Origin of the sequence: Porcincola sp. LCP21S3_C12, from assembly GCF_052118625.1 — a bacterium.
In the GTDB taxonomy this organism is placed as follows: Bacteria; Bacillota; Clostridia; order Lachnospirales; family Lachnospiraceae; genus Porcincola.
In genome coordinates, this window is sequence record NZ_JBQKGW010000005.1 from 53,868 (window position 1) to 67,759 (window position 13,892).

Genomic DNA, 13,892 nt, shown 5'->3' on the forward strand with positions numbered 1-13,892 from the left:
TATTCCCATCCAATAGAGACTTGGCCTGGTCGGTATATACCGGAATAATATCAGCCTGCCTGATACCGCCAGAGCTCTGTACTGCCGCTTTTCCTGATTTCATAGATGGTCACCGGAACACTGAGACGGACGGTCTGCCCTTCGCTTCCGACTTTCCAGACGACGATTACATTCTTGCCAGTCTCCCTCTGATAGCCCAGTTCATCATCCGGGTATTCCTTCTCCCCGGCAGATTTTACCCTTCCCTCCGTATTCAGGGCGTTCACCTGTGCAACGTACAAGTCATATCCCTTCACGGACCGGGTGATGATTCTCATGGAGGCGGCGATCATCGAGGCAAGCATGATCGCCGCCAGAGAGATGATGACCATCGCAGCCAGCACTTCGCCGATGGACTCTCCATTCTTCGACTTTAGCTTCTGAATCATTTTTTTCATGATGATGCTCCCGCTGCCTGGTACCGGATGTCCAGCGTATTCCAGCTGACCGCGAAGCGGACGTTCATGTCTGTCTTTGAACTTGCATTCGCGTTCTCCGTGCTTCTCTGTTTGTTGTACTGGATGCTTGCCGGCTGTGCACTGAGCGTCATGAAAAGCGTCTGGCCTGAGGCATACTTTCCTTTTGTAGACGGAACAACCGAAAGGCGGATGGTCAGGTTGCTGTTTTCATCCGCCTGGATATCAGCCTTCACATTTGAAGCCCAGTCAGCTGTGGTGCCTTCTGCCTGGTCAACCTGAATGGTCAGTTCTCCGCTGATGAAGGAATTCCCGGGCAATAAGGACGAGTCCTGTGAACTGCCTGCAGGCTGATAGGTCCAGGAGCGGACATTGCTCTGGCTCACGTACGTGCCCAGATCCTTTGCGTCTGAGCCGCTCCCGCTCTCATCTGTCGCCTTCGGCCAGCTGCCCGCCAGCGGCCCGTCCGTCTGCCAGAGTTTCTGGCAGATCTGGTTTTCCATCCGAAGGAGAAGCGCCGCAAAGCTATTGTCTGCGCTTCCACTGACAGGGGTCCCGTCTATCGTCAGCGTTCCACAAGAGCCGGACATAGCACTGGCCGCTGTCCCATCCTTCGTGTTGTAGACCAGATCCGCTGTATACTGGATGTTCACCGCATCCGCATCAGCGTTTCCGGCGGCCTGTCCGCTTCCGCTGACCACCGCAGTCCCCAAGCCCGGGCCTCCCTTCGTTCCGCCTGCCAGCTGTGTCCGGATCATGTCCGCCGCGGACTGGAGCGCATACCGTTCCTGCTGCAGCTGCCGTCTCTGGCTCAGGCGGCCTGCCGACGCGCTGGCGCCGGCGAGCACAACGGATCCGACCATCGCACAGACAAGGAACAGAAGGAGCGCCACTGCAAGGGAAGCCCCCTCCCTCGATATGAACTTCTTGTACATCCGTTTTCCCACGTTCCTGTCTCCCTGCCGTCTTTCCTTCGGTGATGCTGCAATTCAGCCCATCCACAGGATGCCCCACAGTTCACCTCACCCGTCAAGAGGACACCTTTCAATATGCACATAGAGGCAGGTACGTTTTCGCCGTTCCTGCCTGAAAGGTTTACTGATTATCATTTCCGGTGTTCTCTGCCTGCTCCTTGGACGCCGAAAGCTTGTTGAGCAGGTCATCCCCCGTGGTATCGGAGGAGCTGTTTTGAATCTGCAGCCCGTCTGTACTCGCCGCACCGTACAGCGTCTCATAGAAAGTGACAGAAAAGTTCACCGACACCGCTCCTTCGTTCAGGTTCTTGTCCCCGCTCTCGCGTCCTGTACCAGACGGGGAGATGCTGACGTCCCCGATGAGACACCGATACTTACAGTCGTGAAGCTGCAGGAGCATCCGCCTCGCCTCCTTGTAGGAAGATGCAGTGACAGTGCAGACGATCGTCCGGCGGACCGCATCGCCATCTGCAACTGCCTGGTCAAAGCTGAAGTCAAAATTTTGGGCATCCCCGAAGATATCGTTCAGTGTCCGCAGCTCTGCCTTCAGATTACTGTAGGTCTCGACCAGTCCGGTCTTCTCCTTCTTGCCCGATACAATCTCGTCCTGCATTCGTTTGATCTGGATGGCCTTCGCCTGTTCCTGCGCAATCGCGGTCTCGATGTCGGTTGTGTCGTACTGGGCGATGGCTTTCTGCTGCCATTTGTAGACGAACTGATAATAGCCCATCGCCAGAAGGAGCGCCACCAGAATCAGGAGGATGGCTGTCTCTTTTCTGGTAAATGTATGGTTGAGCATACTCTCTCCTCCTTTCTAGTCACGAATCCGCGTCAGGAAACGATGCTGTAGCTGATGTCTCTGCTGCGGCTGATTCCGTATCTGTCTCTGTCTGACTCTCCGTCGACTCTGTTCCTGCCGATTTGAAGTAGATGGTCATCGTGGTCAGCACGGTCGGACGGTCCTCTGGCTGAGGCTCAAGTCCCTCCGACTCAGTCTCATCTGTCCCTGCCGGCTGAATCTCCGACTCAGCTCCCGGCTGGACGGCGCCGCCTTCACTGATGCTGTCTGTCTCACTCTCCGCCTCATCTGTCCTTACAAGCGGTGCCGGCGGATTGGTTTCCGGTGTATAACCACTCTGAATCGTTGCATCGTCAGTCTGTGCATTTGAAACCGTCACGTAATCGACAATTGACTTGCTCTCCAGCTTCCCGACGATCTGGGCGATATTGCTGAGCTTGCCGGCATTAACTGTGAGTACGGCGGAATTGCCGCTGATCGATATATTCTGGAGTGCGTCTCTGTCGAGCAATTCATCCTCTATAATCCGAAGGATATCCATGCGGTCCTGAAGCGAGCGCTCGTCGTCACTCAGATAGCTGTTGTCGTAATGGCTGTACTCTGCGCGCACCTGATCATAGACTTCGTTGGACTGCTTCAGCTTCTCGAGCAGCTCCTCTTGCTGATTGTATCTGGACTCCCGGCTGTTGATGTCCATGATCTTGTCAATGACCATGTACCGGGTAAAAAAGGCCAGCGCCAGCATGAAGGCTGCAAAGATCAGTAAGGACCGGATGTTGCGCCCCGTGTGCTTCTCGACGACCATCAGGTTGATCGATGTCTTGACCGGATACCTGCTCTTGCCAATCTGTCTGTTCAGGATATTTCGTGTTTTCTGTACATTCTTCCCGTCTTCCAACGCTCGGTCTCCTTATTCAATCACAGCGCCGTACGCAGCCGGCCCGTCTCCCAGGTGGACAGCGATGCTGCCTGAAGTAATGAGATCTGTCAGTGGCCGTACCTTCAGATCGGTTGCATCGTGAATCAGCTGTTTCAGGCGGGTCATGTTGAGGCCGCTTCCAAAGTAGTAGAGACAGTCAATCCCACTCTTCGGATTGTTGTAGCTGTAGAAATTCATGACACGCATGATCTCTGTCGACATCTGATCGAGGTAATCTGCGCTGCCATCCGAATCCAGGATACCGTCCTGGTTCTGCTCGATCTTCAGCTGTGCGATGTGAATATCGATGTTCTGTGCCTCAGCGATCATCTTTGCCAGATGCTGACTCCCGGTATCAAGGGTTCTCGTGATCTCATACTCTCCTCCGCTGTAAAAGTGAATTCTGGTTGCAGAGTGTCCCACGTCCAGGACTGCAAAGTCCCTTTCCCCGGAGGCTGCCGCCACAGACTTCATGAGAATGGCCTGGATTGCCAGAACATCCGGAACCAGCTTGACCAGTCTGAGACCTGCACGCCGCACCATATTCTTGTATTCCTCGACGGTCTCCATCGGAATGGCAGCTGCCATGAGGTCCATGCTGCCGTTCTCCATTCCGATGACGGCATAGTCGTAGATGTACTGATCGACATCACCGCTGATGTAGTCATGAAACTCAAAGGGCAGATTAACCTTCAGCTGCTGGATGGTCATCTTCGGGAGATGCGACCGTTTCAAAAAAGTCGCTTCCCCGGGCAGCGATATGGCGACGGCACCGCCGCGCAGTCTGTTTTCCTTCACGGTCTCCCTGATGAGGTCACCGAGCGCGTTGTAAGCGATGATCTTACCACCCTTCACCAGGTTGTCAGGCATCGCCGCAGAAGCAAATGCCTGGATCTGCCCGTTTCTCATCTGGATGATCCGAAGGTCATGGCTTCCGATATCCATTCCCAGAATTGTCTGTGCCATCTTTTTCTTTCCTCTGTCTGCGCGAAGCCTGCTGCATCCTGCCCGCTGGCCTTACACCGCTGCTATCACTCTTCAGCGGATTGTCACCTTCATCTGACTTTTCAGCTTTCCATCCTTGTAAACCGAGATCGTTGCTGTCCCAGGCGTGACACCCGTAATCTGTCCGTCTTTTCCGACGATGGCAACCTTCTCATCAGAACTTCTGAACGTCAGCCCCTTCGTGCTTTCTGTCTCCGTCATTTCCTCGGTTTCCGTCATCTCCTCAGTCTCATGACTAGCGTCCTGCCCGGATATATCCGGGCTTTCCGACTCATCGTCCATCTGAACTTCTCCGGCTGCGCCATCCGCATCTGTTTCACTATCCGGCTGGATCACAATATCATCCTGCTCCTCCGGCGCCGTCAGAGACGCGTCTTCCGACTCCCCACCGGTGATCCCATCCGGAACGCCCGATGCCTGACCGGAGGAATCCTGGTCCTGGTCATCCTCGGAAATTACAGAGCCGGCGTTGCCGGGCACCATGATGACACCGTCCGCCCGCTTCTCGATGCTGCGGATGCTCAACGCCTGCTGGGGCATTATGAAAGTGTAGATGCCGGTCTTCTTGTCATATGTGTAGCTAACGCTTTCCAGCAGACTCGTCAGGACTTCGATCTGCTGCCTGCTCTCATCGAAGGCCGCATACTCACGGTCCGGTACCTTCAGGTCGTTTCCGTTCCGCTCATGCCACTCCTTTTGCGCCTCTGCCTCGTCGAGCCTGAACTGAATCTTTTCACCCGACAGGACATAGACCCCATCATCTGCCTTTCCGATGAGCGGTTCCTTCTCCTCATCTGTAACAAACTTTGCGTCCGATTCGAAGACGATCGGCAGATCCTCCGGGAAAACCAAAAGTTCTCTAATGCCGGCCTCTGTCGCATTCTCCTGGGAAGACGCTGCCTCGTTTTGATTCACGCTCAGAGAAGCATTCTCCGGGCTGCCTGAGTCTGCAGAGCTTTCCTGCTGCGGAATACCGCTGTCGGTTCCGGTGCCCTGCTGCGCACTGTTTCCAGAGGGACTCCCATTGCTGCCTCCGGATATGTCGATTCCATCAGACACATCGGCATCATTGCTCTGGGTGGCACTGCCATCTGTGATCGTACTCTGTCCAGCCTGGGCAGACGGCGCGCCTAAGCTGTCTTCATCCATCTGAATTCCTGCCTGGTCAGTTCCTGCTTCTGTGGTGCCGGAAAGAGCATCCTGCTGCCCGGCAAAAGCTGCCGTCACAGGTGGAAGAGCTGTGCCGACCAGAAGCGCTGCACCCGCTCCAGCCACCAGCAGGCGCATTCTGAAGTTGAATAAAGAATGTTTCCGGTTTTCTTTCATGTCGTTCTCTCTTGATCTCTTTTCTGATCTGGATCTATATCCTGATCTGGCATACCACAGTTTGCATATAAAAACAGAGGGTTCACACCCTCTTTTATCATATCATATTGTGTTTCGTTCAAACAGCCGAAATTGTACCTCATCTTGCTTCTATATTCGTAGTTTTGATAGCAGAAACCTGCCTGGATCACACAAACAGGTCTGGTCACAGTTGGCTGTCCGTCACACACGTACAAGTGTGATCACAAATATCTTCAGAAGAACCCCAGATACCAGTTTACGATGCTGTTCCCGGACAAAAGGCACAGTACGAGAGCTGCCGCAATCGAGGGTCCGAAGGGGATCTTCTTTTTTTTCATCAGTCCTGCAGTTATCAGGCCGATGACGCACGAGAGGACAACGCACAAGTAAGCTGACCAGCCGGCCAGATACAGCCCGGATACGAAATACAGCTTGATGTCCCCGCCGCCCATGCTTTCCTTGCCAGTAATCCTGTCAAACAGAAGGCTTACCAGCAGCATGATGGCTGCTGTGACGGCACCTGTCAGCAGGGACGCTGCAGCCTCAGACCGGAGTGCTTCATAAAAGCCGGTCTTCCCGCCTTTCTCCAAGGCGATCAGCGGCAGGCAAACCGCCCAGTTCACGATGGCAGCGATATGAAACCTATCCGGGATCAGGTACGAGTCGATATCAATGAGGGAAAGCGCCAGCAGGATGCAGACCAGTACCAGATAACGGAGGAGGCCGAAGCTGAGTCCGTACCGGAGAAGGCCGACATCAAACAGCATGCCCATGAGAAGCTCTGTCGCCAGGCATCGCGGAGAGATGCGGTGCCCGCAGTAGCGGCACCGTCCTTTCAGTGCCAGGTAGCTGATGATCGGAACGAGGTCCCCCGCCCCGAGCACATGTCCGCAAAAGTCGCAGTGGCTTCTGCCCTTGAGCACACTCTCATGGGCGATGAAACGTCCGGCAAAGCAGCAAAGGAAACTGCCCATGACTGTTCCGAGCAGGAACAATATAATCAGTATATAACCGAGAAGCAGCGGTGAAGCGGACATCTCCTCCGCCAGCAGCCCATGTCCCTGAAGCATTCTCCTCACCTTCCTCTCTGCCTGGTTATCCTCTCATTGGCCCCGTCACAGATTGACTTCTGCTCTACATGGCACTGTTTCTGGAGTGTATAGTCCCACGTTCCACCATCAGTGTCTGCCTTCTGTCCACCGCGCTGATGTGGTCATCCTTCCTGCTTTGCCAGAAACTGTTACAGCGACAATCTTTCCAAGATATTTTTCCACATCGTACGCCGCAACACTTTTTGCGCTCTTGACATAAGCCTTCTTCGGAAGGGCAGCCGGATGCTCGATTCCTTTCATGGCTTCCTCATCATAGTAGACAAGATCCTGAAGGGCATCATAGACATAGATAGCTGTCCCCGGATCCTCTCCGTCCTTCAGCTGATGCTCAAAGTCGACTTTGTAGGTTTCCCTCGCCAACGATATCGCAAGCCGCAAAGAGGACTGATCCATCTCACGGCGCACAGACCCTGTCAGCTGAAGCCGCTCGGCCTGTGTCATGTAATAATAGTCCGGGTAAGTCCATTTTTTCCCCGTCCAACGGACATTCACTGGAGTGCCGTTGCTGACAGCAACCGCAAGAAGCTGCGCGCCGCCTCTTCTTCCGAGGTTCGGTACGCCCGCGGCGCCGGTTTCCTTATGGAGATTTTCCGCGCGGCTGCACCGGCCGTACGGCTTGATCTCCCCGATTCGGCTCCGCGAAAGCGCCTTGTGGCTGAGTTCATCATAGTAATAGACCACCAGCCCGCTCTCTCCGTCCGTCAGGTACTGAATCTTGCAGACATCCCGCGCCGTCGCGACGCTCTGCGCGTCAAATGTCCGGCGCTGGTCGATCCGATGCTGGCGGTACTGCGGAACGATGAAGATCAGGACGGCAGCTGAGACGACTGCAACAGTAAGCACGATGGTCAGAAGCCCCGGCACCAGTGTGAAACCGTCTCTTCTGTTCCCGACTCGTTTTTCCATTCGACTGTTTCTGTTCATCCTGAATGCGCCATGTCAGGCTCTCAGGTCAACATCCAGCATGAACTTCAGCTTTCTGAGGATCTTGTTCACCCAGCTGTCAACCATCTTGTCTGTCAGCTCCTCATCCGTCGGACGGAAGGTGATCGTGAAGGCCATGCTCTTTTTGTCTGCCGCAATCTGCGCGCCTTCATAGACGTCGAACAGCTTCACATCCGCAATGTTCTTCACCGAGCCTCTGATGCAATTCTCGACCTCGGCGCAGGTCACCTTCTTGTCCATGACAAGCGCAAGGTCGCGCTTCTCATCCGGGAACTTTGAAAGCGGAGTAAACTTCGGTTTTCTTCCATAGTACTGCTCGAGCGACTGGAGATCCATTTCCAGGATGTAGGCCTTCTTCTGGAAGTTCAGCTCGCCGGCGACCTCGTAGCTGACTGTCCCGAGGTATCCGACCGTCTCCTCGCCAAGGCGGATGTCCGCGCACTGGTACGGATGAAGGAACGGCTTTTTGCCGGGCACATAGTCAAAATGAAGCTGCAGGTTTTCCGCGACAACGTCTGCGATGCCCTTGATCGTGAAGAAGGACTCGCCGTCGCCCCAGACGCAGGCGCAGAGGGTGTCGCGCTCATCCGGGTAGTCCGTCAGCGGAAGACTCTTCGGGATAAAGCGTTTTGCGACCTCGAACAGCCGTCCTTCGGTGTTGCCAGCCTTCTGGTTGCGCGAGACAGCGCGCAGCATGGATGCCGCGAGCGTGGTCCGCATGATCGACAGGTCCTCGTTGATCGGATTCAGGATCGGGATCGCCTGCCGCCACGGATCGTCCGCAGGCAGTCTCAGCAGATCGAGATCGGCCGGTGAGAAGAACGAGTAGTGCATCGCCTCGTACATGCCCTCGGCGCAGAGTCTTCTCTTGAGGGAAAGCTCGGTTCTCTGCTTCACCGTCAATCCGCCTGCCGTGACCTTTGCCGATGAAAGCAGCGTCGGCTTGATGTGGTCATAGCCGTACATCCGGATCACTTCCTCGGAAATGTCCGGATAGTTCTCAATGTCCGTGCGGTATGCCGGCACCTGAAGCTTCAGGCTGTCGCCGTCGATCTGCGGCGCAAAGTCGAGATTCTTCATGATCCGGAGAATCTCCTCATCCGGCACCTGGATGCCCAGAACCCCATTCACCTTCTGGATGGAGACGGTCATCTCACGCGGCGTAATCGGGTTGCCGGTATTGACATCCAGATGGGTCGATGAGACCTTTCCGCACCCAAGCTCCTCCACCAGATGGAGCGCCCTGCGCATCGCCATTTCCGTCGTATACTCGTCAACGCCCTTTTCATACTTCGCGGAAGCGTCGGTGCGCTTCCCGAGCGCTCTGGAGGTCTTGCGGATATTGTCGCGCATGAACTTCGCCGACTCGAACACGACGCCCTTCGTTGTGTCGCGGATCTCGGAATTCAGCCCGCCCATGACGCCGGCCAGCGCAACCGGGCCCTCTCCATCGCAGATGCAGAGATTGTTCTCATTCATCTCATAGTCCTGCTCGTCGAGCGTCACGATATGCTCGCCCGCGTGCGCGCGGCGGACAACAATCTCATTTCCGCGAAGGAAATCCTCGTCAAAGGCATGCATCGGCTGCCCCATTTCCAGGAGGACGTAGTTTGTGATGTCCACGATGTTGGAAATGGCGTTCATCCCGCACAGTGCCAGTCTGCGGCGCATCCAGGCCGGGGACGGACCGATCTTCACATCGTAAATGTAGTGCGACACATATCTCGGGCAGAGATCCGGCGCCTCGACCGTGACCTTGAAGCCGTCCTTCTTCACGTCTGTCTCATGGCAGCCGATGGCCGGCTTTTTCAGCGGTTTGTTCAGGACCGCCGCGACCTCGCGGGCGATCCCGAAGATGCTCTGGCAGTCCGGGCGGTTCGCGGTGATCGAGATGTCAAAGATCCAGTCGTCCAGGCCGAGGATCGGTTTCACGTCCGCGCCAGGCTCTGCATCGTCCGGCAGCACCAGCAGCCCGTTGTAGCCCGCGCCCGGGTAGAAGTCTTCCCCGATGCCAAGCTCGGTCCCGGAGCAGAGCATGCCGTCTGACTCGTAGCCGCGCAGCTTGCCCTTCTTGATGGTCGCCGTTCCTTTGATCGTCACATGGTCCTTCTCGGTCTCATAGACCGTCGCGCCGACAAGCGCCAGCGGGAACTTTTTGCCTGCCTCGACGTTGTCCGCGCCGCAGCAGACCTGGAAGGTCCCCTTCTCCCCTGCATTGACCGTCGTCAGGTGAAGGTGCGTACCCTCGATCGGCTCGCAGGTCTCGACCAGTCCGACCACAATGCCGGATATATCCTTTCCGACCTGATAGAGCTCCTCCACCTCGAACCCGCAGGAGAACAGTTTCTTCTGCAGCTCCTCGGGTGTCACATCGATATCTACATATTCTTTCAGCCAGCTAAGTGGTGCAAGCATAATTCAGAATCTCCTTCTATCTTTCCCAGCCTCATAGTTCAGCTGGTTTGCTGCTCATGTTGACGTGTTCAGTTGTCATCGATCTGGCTGAGCACCCTGATGTCGGACTCGAACAGCTGCTTAATATTATTGATCCCGTACTTCAGCATGGCTGTCCGCTCGATGCCGATTCCAAATGCAAGTCCGGAATACACATCCGGGTCGATGCCGCAGTTCTCCAGAACCTTCCGGTTGACAATCCCGGCACCCAGCACCTCGATCCAGCCGGTATGCTTGCAGAAATTGCAGCCCTTGCCGCCGCATTCAAAGCAGCTCACATCAACCTCGACGGACGGTTCCGTGAACGGGAAGTAAGAAGGTCTCAGGCGCGTGCGGGTGTCGTCCCCATAGATCTTTTTAACAAAGACATCCAGCATTCCCTGAAGGTCGCCAAGCGTGATGCCCTTGTCGACGACCAGTCCCTCCATCTGGGAGAACATCGGGGAATGCGTCGCGTCATCGTCCGAGCGGAACACCTTGCCGGGAGACAGAATCTTGATCGGCGGCTTCTGCTTTTCCATGACATGGATCTGTCCGGAGGACGTCTGCGTCCTGAGCAGAAATTCCGGTGACAGATAGAAGGTATCCTGCATGTCTCTCGCCGGATGATCCTTCGGCGTGTTCAGCGCCGTGAAGTTGTAGTAGTCATTCTCAATCTCCGAGCCCTCGTAGATCGTGAAACCCATCCCCGAGAAAACGTCGATCAGCTGGTTCCGGACCTGCGTCACCGGATGGAGGCATCCGACCTGCCTGTGTGTGGAAGGCAGCGTGATGTCGATCTTCTCGCTCTCGTAGCGGGACTGAAGCTCCTTCTGCTTCATCTTCTCATCGAGCGAGTCGAAGTAATCGACCGCCCAGCTCTTCAGCTCGTTGACCTTCTTGCCGAAATCGGCCTTCTGTGCCGGCTCGATCTCCTTCATATATTTCATGAGCTGGCCGATTCTGCCGGATTTCTCAAGAAATGACTTTCTTGTCTCATAGACTGCTCTTCTGTCCTGAAGGCCGTCTGCGCTGTTTTTGATCGCATCCCTGACCTCGGCAATCTTGCCGAGAAGCTGATTTAAATCTGCCATAACCTCTCTCTTTCTGTCCTATTCCACGGCGGCTGGGACTTATGTACAAAAAAACCCGTCCCAGATTCTGCTCTGGGACGGGTTAATCTCTAATCCGCGGTACCACCCATATTCAGAAGACCGGATGTCCATGTCCTCTGCACTCGAACCGCCTGTATGCCGGCGGATGGCATCCGCTTATCCTGCATCAGCAGCACCTGCATGTGTCTGAACGCCTATGCTGCCTGCCGTTTTCGCGGAAGACTCCGATGCTGAAATTCACTCTGCCGGTCAACACCGCCCTCTCAGCAAACAGGCGGCTCTCTTTGGATGGTCCTGCACAGCTACTTACACACCTTCACAGTCATGCTGATTCTACTATCGAGGCGGAGGCGTGTCAAGCCTGACCGACGGTATCTTCCTGACAGGTCTCCCTGACATGGTCATGCGGTGATCCTGGTTCCGGTCTTCCCGGAGATGCCGTCCCTGGCCTTCTCAAGCAATGTGATCAGCGCGGTTCTTCCCGGCTTTGAGGCTGCGAATTTCATGCAGGCCTGTACCTTCGGCAGCATAGAGCCCGGCGCAAACTCACCCTCTTCGCAGTAGCGCTGCGCTTCCTCGACGGTGAGACGGTCCAGATCCTTCTGATCCGGCTTGCCGAAATGAACTGCGACCTTCTCGACCGCTGTGAGGATGATCAGGGTGTCGGCGTCAACTTCCTCGGCGAGCCGCTCCGCCGCAAAGTCCTTGTCGATGACAGCTGCCGCGCCCTTCAGGTGATGGCCCTCTGTCTGGAAAACCGGGATGCCGCCGCCTCCGCAGGCAATGACAACGTGGTTCGTATCGACGAGCGAGCGGATGGTCCCGATCTCGATGATCGACCTTGGGGCCGGGGACGCGACCACACGGCGGTAGCCTCTTCCCGAGTCCTCGACGATATCATAATGACGCTCGCGGATGAGCTTGTCCGCCTCCTCCTTCGTCAGAAACGGTCCGATCGGCTTGGTCGGATGCTGAAATGCCGGATCAGAAGGGTCGACCTCAATCTGCGTCAGCACCGTCGCGACACCGAGATCAATGCCCCTGTCAAGCATTTCCTCGCGCATCGCGTTCTGAAGATCATAGCCGATGTAACCCTGGCTCATCGCGACGCAGACAGAAAGCGGTACCGTGATATAGCGCTCCGGATCTGTCCTGACCAGCGCATTCATTGCATTCTGGATCATTCCGACCTGCGGGCCGTTGCCATGGGCGATGACGATCTCGCAGCCCTCCTCGATCAAGTCGCAGATGGCTTTGGCCGTCCGGTGGCTTGCCACCATCTGTTCGGGCAGATTCTTCCCGAGGGCATTCCCGCCTAGAGCGATGACCACTCTTCTCTTTTTCTTTTCTGGCATACCTTCTCCCTTCTCTCAGAGCCTGACCATCGCGAAATACGGGCATCCGGCTCCTTTGAGCACTTCGTCTTTTGCCACTCATATCATCTGATTGCTGAAAAAGGATTCTCCCGCCTTTTCCACTGGGAAAAGACGGGAGAATGATGCACTGCCAGGGCAGTCTGCCTCCTGATCAGCAGAAGAATCTTGGCATATTTCTTGCCGCCAGCTTCTCCAGCGCTGCCTGCGGATTCTTCTCTTTTGCAAGGAAGATCATCGCCGCGATGATATACGGCTTGTAGGAGGCTTCCTTGTACAGGGTATCAAGGGCCGCGTTGAAGACCGGTGCCTCGACCTCGCCTCTCTCGCAGGAGACGCCTTCGATATCCGCCGGCAGGCAGTGCAGATACAGCGCCTTGCCGTTGTTCGTGGTCTTCATGAGCTTCTCGGTGCAGCACCAGTCCATATATTCCTTGTTGTGCTCAAGCATCTGCTTCTCAAGCCTGTCGATGCCCTCGAAGTCGCCCTCTCCGTACAGGTTCGTGCGGGTCTCCATCATTGCAAACGGTGCCCAGCTCTTCGGATAGACGATGTCCGCTCCCTCGAATGCTTCTGCCATGTTGTTGGTCTTGGTGAAGGACCCGCCGCTCTTTGCCGCGTTCTTGCGCGCGATCTCCTCCGTCTCCGGCATCACGTCATATCCGTCCGGATGCGCCAGCACGACATCCATCCCGAAGCGGGTCATCAGGCCGATGACACCCTGCGGGACGGAGAGCGGCTTGCCGTAGCTCGGCGAATATGCCCAGCTCATGACAAGCTTCTTGCCCTTCAGGTTCTCGACTCCGCCGAAGTAGTGGATGACCTCCTCCATGTCCGCCATGCACTGCGTCGGATGGTCGACATCGCACTGCAGGTTGACGAGAGTCGGCTTCTGCTCGAGAATTCCGTCCTTGTATCCCTTCTCAACCGCGTCCGCGACCGTCTTCTGATAAGTGTGGCCCTTTCCGATGTACATATCGTCGCGGATTCCGATGACGTCCGCCATGAAGGAGACCATGTTGGCGGTCTCACGGACTGTCTCGCCGTGTGCAATCTGGCTCTTCTTCTCGTCCAGATCCTGCGGGGTCAGTCCCAGCAGATTGCAGGCAGATGCAAATGAGAATCTGGTTCTGGTCGAGTTGTCGCGGAAGATCGAGATCCCGAGTCCTGAATCGAAGATCCTGGTGGAGATGTTGTTTTCTCTCAGGTGTCTCAGTGCGTCTGCAACGGTAAATACAGCGGCAAGCTCATCGTCTGTCTTGTCCCAGGTCCAGAAGAAGTTGTCGTTGTACATCTTTTTGAAATCAAGTGTGTCCAGTTTCCCAATAAACTGCTTCAGCTCAGCGTCCATGGCTATGATCTCCTCTCGTCCTATAACAGACCGGCTGCCTGACCGATATCCGGCAGCCGCCCGG

General features: G+C 55.7%; 12 protein-coding genes. All 12 read right to left on the minus strand.

What is annotated here, in order from left to right; translation table 11 throughout:
- Positions 1–50 precede the first annotated feature (50 nt).
- The gene (locus tag ACTQ1N_RS04080) at positions 51–437 is read right to left on the minus strand and encodes a hypothetical protein (RefSeq protein WP_441954882.1); all 387 of its coding nucleotides are present in this window, start codon (positions 435–437) and stop codon (positions 51–53) included.
- Positions 434–1,402 (minus strand): hypothetical protein, encoded by a 969-nt coding sequence (locus tag ACTQ1N_RS04085; protein WP_441954884.1) that lies wholly within the window; start codon positions 1,400–1,402, stop codon positions 434–436. The genes ACTQ1N_RS04080 and ACTQ1N_RS04085 overlap by 4 nt, the downstream gene beginning before the upstream one ends.
- Positions 1,403–1,550: 148 nt before the next feature.
- Entirely contained in the window at positions 1,551–2,228 is a 678-nt protein-coding gene (locus tag ACTQ1N_RS04090; RefSeq protein ID WP_441954886.1) for a hypothetical protein, read from the minus strand.
- A 19-nt stretch (positions 2,229–2,247) separates the two neighbouring features.
- A complete protein-coding gene (locus ACTQ1N_RS04095; protein WP_441954888.1) occupies positions 2,248–3,126 on the minus strand; it encodes a hypothetical protein in 879 nt (292 codons plus the stop codon).
- Between the two features lie 12 nt (positions 3,127–3,138).
- Complete coding sequence (locus ACTQ1N_RS04100; protein ID WP_441954890.1) at positions 3,139–4,113, minus strand: type II secretion system protein GspL; 975 nt, start codon at positions 4,111–4,113, stop codon at positions 3,139–3,141.
- Between the two features lie 72 nt (positions 4,114–4,185).
- Positions 4,186–5,478: an Ig-like domain-containing protein gene (locus tag ACTQ1N_RS04105; RefSeq protein WP_441954892.1), complete on the minus strand. Its 1,293-nt coding sequence runs from the start codon at positions 5,476–5,478 to the stop codon at positions 4,186–4,188.
- Positions 5,479–5,732: 254 nt separating this feature from the next.
- On the minus strand, positions 5,733–6,569 hold the full coding sequence (locus ACTQ1N_RS04110; protein WP_441954894.1) for a prepilin peptidase: 837 nt from the start codon (positions 6,567–6,569) through the stop codon (positions 5,733–5,735).
- Between the two features lie 108 nt (positions 6,570–6,677).
- The gene (locus ACTQ1N_RS04115) at positions 6,678–7,517 is read right to left on the minus strand and encodes a hypothetical protein (RefSeq protein WP_441954896.1); all 840 of its coding nucleotides are present in this window, start codon (positions 7,515–7,517) and stop codon (positions 6,678–6,680) included.
- Positions 7,518–7,550: 33 nt separating this feature from the next.
- On the minus strand, positions 7,551–9,971 hold the full coding sequence (gene pheT, locus ACTQ1N_RS04120; protein WP_441954898.1) for a phenylalanine--tRNA ligase subunit beta: 2,421 nt from the start codon (positions 9,969–9,971) through the stop codon (positions 7,551–7,553).
- A gap of 68 nt (positions 9,972–10,039) precedes the next feature.
- Positions 10,040–11,083, minus strand: a complete 1,044-nt coding sequence (pheS, locus tag ACTQ1N_RS04125; protein ID WP_441954900.1) for a phenylalanine--tRNA ligase subunit alpha — start codon at positions 11,081–11,083, stop codon at positions 10,040–10,042.
- A 422-nt stretch (positions 11,084–11,505) separates the two neighbouring features.
- On the minus strand, positions 11,506–12,459 hold the full coding sequence (arcC, locus tag ACTQ1N_RS04130; RefSeq protein WP_441954902.1) for a carbamate kinase: 954 nt from the start codon (positions 12,457–12,459) through the stop codon (positions 11,506–11,508).
- A gap of 172 nt (positions 12,460–12,631) precedes the next feature.
- Positions 12,632–13,828 carry a knotted carbamoyltransferase YgeW gene (gene ygeW / locus ACTQ1N_RS04135; RefSeq protein ID WP_441954904.1) on the minus strand — a complete coding sequence of 399 codons (1,197 nt, stop codon included), beginning with the start codon at positions 13,826–13,828 and terminating at the stop codon, positions 12,632–12,634.
- Positions 13,829–13,892: the final 64 nt, after the last annotated feature.